Source organism: Bacillus hominis (genome assembly GCF_018332515.1).
Lineage (GTDB): Bacteria > Bacillota > Bacilli > Bacillales > Bacillaceae_G > Bacillus_A > Bacillus_A hominis.
In genome coordinates this window covers 1-537 of sequence record NZ_BOQD01000513.1, presented here as the reverse complement: position 1 = coordinate 537, position 537 = coordinate 1, and the positions used below count along the sequence as shown (strand labels likewise).

General features: G+C 31.1%; 1 pseudogene. It reads right to left on the bottom strand.

The annotated features are described in order from the left end of the window. Positions 1-175 precede the first annotated feature (175 nt). Positions 176-438 (bottom strand): annotated as a pseudogene (locus KI356_RS27010) (serine hydrolase domain-containing protein); the annotation flags it as partial. Between the last annotated feature and the right edge of the window lie 99 nt (positions 439-537).

Sequence of the window (537 nt, the reverse complement as noted above, 5' to 3'; positions counted from 1 at the left end):
TTAAATATTTAAGTATTTTCAGGCCTTGTCCTCATTATACATAAAAAAAACAATCTTATATCAAAAAATCCCAATATTTACATTTATTTACATAACCCTTACATTCCCCTGAACTTTCCGTCATAAAACAAAAAGATGGTATGAAACTCCAATTCACACCATCTTTTTACTAACATTATTTATTTGACTGTATACAAGGATTAATATATTTCTCAATCAATTCCCATCTATCTCTGCATTTGCTATAACTTCAGACCCAATTACTACAAGCAAATCCTTCTCCGGAATACAACAAATCATATTTCCACCATCGCCCATTGCACAGTATGAAAAGATTTCATCTTCTTCTCGTAACCATCATAAGTAACCATATTGATTTTAGTTCATTTCCGTTGATTCTTTTATCCAAGATTTTGAAAGAATTTGTTTTCGATTATGATGACGAAGAAGGCTTGAAAAAAATGTTTCCTTAATTGTAGGAAATGCACGAGGAAGAACCGATTGAATGGTAGATTTACATACGAAAAACGCCTTGTT